This is a genomic window from Streptomyces sp. NH27 (genome assembly GCF_056859195.1).
Window position 1 is genome coordinate 1 of the sequence record NZ_JACEGK010000743.1, and the last position, 2,719, is coordinate 2,719.

The 2,719-nt window shown below is 71.1% G+C and carries 3 protein-coding genes; all 3 read right to left on the minus strand.

What is annotated here, in order from left to right; all coding sequences use genetic code 11:
- A partial coding sequence (locus AC13HU_RS35250; RefSeq protein ID WP_483046076.1) for a thiol-disulfide oxidoreductase DCC family protein occupies positions 1-563 on the minus strand: 563 nt, incomplete at its 3' end.
- 1 nt (position 564) lies between these two features.
- A complete protein-coding gene (locus AC13HU_RS35255; protein ID WP_483046074.1) occupies positions 565-987 on the minus strand; it encodes a hypothetical protein in 423 nt (140 codons plus the stop codon).
- A 184-nt stretch (positions 988-1,171) separates the two neighbouring features.
- Complete coding sequence (locus AC13HU_RS35260; RefSeq protein WP_483046075.1) at positions 1,172-2,494, minus strand: UDP-glucose dehydrogenase family protein; 1,323 nt, start codon at positions 2,492-2,494, stop codon at positions 1,172-1,174.
- Between the last annotated feature and the right edge of the window lie 225 nt (positions 2,495-2,719).

Below are 2,719 nucleotides of genomic sequence, written 5' to 3' on the forward strand. Positions count from 1 at the left end.
GGAGTGGGGGCCGGGCCCGCGTACGGGGCCTGGGTCCACCCGGTGACCCGGTCGTACGTCCAGCCGGGCGCCATCCCGTACGTCACCTTCTCCACCTTCTCCGGCGGCCTGGCCGGCGGGTGGGTGAGGGCGCCGTGGCCGGTCGAACCGCGGTACTTCGCCGCGCTGAGCACCGCGGCCCGGGCCAGCCGCCGCCCGGCCGGTCTGGTCAGGGTGTGCGAGAACTCGCGGTGTCCGGCCAGCGCCCACAGGCAGACGATGAAGGCGCTGTCGCCCCGGTAGACCTGCCCCTGGTCGCCGACGGCGGTGATCTCCTTGGCCGTGGCGGCGTGGTCCAGCTCCGGGAAGCGCCGCCGCGCCTCGGCCGATCCGGTGGGCACCAGGTCGATCGGCACGAGTTGCTGCTGCCGGGCCAGCCAGCCCGCGACGAACGAGCACAGCTTGCAGTAGGGGTCGTACAGCACGGTCAGCGCGCGCAGCGGCCGGCGGGGGAGCGCCCGGCGGACGTTTCCGGGCGCCCGCGGGTGCGGGTCCGCCCGGCGGGCCGACGTGGTGGCGGTCATCTCAGGCACCGGCGGGCTTGTGCGCCCACGCGGTCGGCGTGCTGCCGTCCGGCTCGATCGGCGGGTACTGCTCGCGGTCGCTCAGGCCGCGCCGCCGGAAGCGGTTGAGGACGTAGACGTTGCCCAGGTGCATGGCGCCGAGCACCAGCAGGACCACGCCGAGCTTGACCGACAGCGCCTCGAAGACCCCACGGGCGTCCTCGATGGTGTCGGTGGTCTTCAGGTAGAGCGCGACGAAGCCGAGGTTGACCAGGTAGAAGCCGACCACCAGCAGGTGGTTGACCGCGTCGGCCAGCTTCTCGTCGCCGTGCAGGACGTCGGACAGGAAGAGCCGGCCGTTGCGGCTGAGTGTCCGGGCCACCCAGATGGTCAGCGTGACGCTGATCGCCAGGTAGATCACATAGGCGAGGACGGTGAGGTTCATGACGCATTCCACCCCTGGGAGAGTGCTCTTGAACGTGTTCAAAACTCTCTGACAGCAAGGATGCTAGCCCTGTTCTTGAACGTGTTCAAGACGGCCAAGTTCCTTCGCTGCGGAGCTGGGTGACGGACCGCCAACGATCAGAGGCGAAGGAGAACGTCGTCGCCGCTCATGGGGCGGCCCGGTGCTACTTCCCCGGACGCCCGAGCTGGTGGACGGTCCAGCCCATCGCGCGCCAGGGTTCGGGGTCGAGGGTGGTCCGGCAGTCGACGAGCAGGGGATTGGCCGGGCGGTTCACCAGGGCATGGGGGTCGGCCCGCCGGTACTCGGGCCACTCGGTGGCCAGGACGACGAGGTCCGCGCCGTCGAGGGACGCGGCCAGGTCGTCGGTGTAGTCCAGCTCCGGGTTGTGGAGCATCGCCGTGGGTACGGCCCGCGGGTCGTGGACGGTGACGACGCTGCCGGCTCGCTGGAGGGCCTGGGAGAGGGCGAGGGCCGGAGACTCGCGTACGTCGTTGGTGCCGGGCTTGAACGCGGCGCCCCACACGGTGATCCGGGCGCCCTTGATGGGAAGGTCGCCCAGGGCGCGGGTGATGAGGCCGAGGGCGACATCGGTGCGGTTCTCGTTGATCTCCTCGGCGGCGCGCAGGAGGGTCGCGGCGCGTTCGGCGCCGAGCTGCCGGGCGGAGGCGGTGAAGGCGCGGACGTCCTTGGGGAGGCAGCCGCCGCCGTAGCCGATACCGGGCCGCATGCCGCCGGCGCCGATGCGGGGGTCGATGCCGAGGATGTCCACGATCCGGGAGACGTCGCCGCCCGCGGCATCGCACATGTCGGCGACGGCGTTGATGTACGAGATCTTGAGGCCGAGGAAGGTGTTGGCGGCTCCCTTGGCCAACTCGGCGGTCTGCGGGTCGGTGACGAAGATCGGCACGCCCGCGTCGATGATCTCGGCGTACACCGCGCGGATCGCCTTCTCACCCTCCGCGGTGGAGACTCCGGCGATGAGCCGGTCCGGGCGCAGGGTGTCCTCGACGGCGTGGCCTTCACGCAGGAACTCCGGGTTCCAGACGACATCGACGCGGTCGCCGGCGGGGGCCAGGCGCTGCGCGAGCTCGGTGACCTTGTGGGTGGTGCCGACGCTGACGGTGGACTTCCCGACGACCGTGCACGCCCGGTCGAGGTGGGGGGCGAGCTGACGGATCGCGCCGAAGACCTGTGCGGTGTCGTAGGAGCGTCCGTCGGCGTCGATGGGGGTGCCCACGCCGATGAAGTGCAGCTCGGCGAAGTCGGCGGCCTCGCGGATGTCGGTGGTGAAGCGCAGACGTCCGCTCCGGGTGTGCCGGGCGAGCAGTTCCGGCAGCCCGATCTCGTAGATGGGGCATTCGCCGGCGTTGAGTCGGTCGACCTTCGCCTGGTCGACGTCCACGCCGATGACCTCGTGGCCGAGTTCGGCCATCGCCGCCGCGTGCGGGATGCCGAGGTGCCCGCAGCCGATCACGGAAACGCGCATTGCAGTTCCTCCTTGTCTGGTCGGGGGCACACCGAAGCCGGTGCGCCTCCCGACGCTATCGGTTGCCGAGCGGGGCCCAAGTCGGCTCGCTCTCGGGTTCGTTGGAGTGTCTGATCGGGTGACGTAGGTCTGGCCGGGCGGCGGGGTCGGCGCCGGATGCGTACGTCCAACTGGCGGCACGGCTCTCCGAGCGTGGGGGCGGGGTCAGGGTGTGGTGGCGTGGGT

What these genes read in the sequence shown, in the direction of transcription:
- AC13HU_RS35255 (WP_483046074.1), bottom strand. Translation starts at nt 987, where the DNA reads ATGAACCTCACCGTCCTCGCCTATGTGATCTACCTGGCGATCAGCGTC.
- AC13HU_RS35260 (WP_483046075.1), bottom strand. Translation starts at nt 2,494, where the DNA reads ATGCGCGTTTCCGTGATCGGCTGCGGGCACCTCGGCATCCCGCACGCG.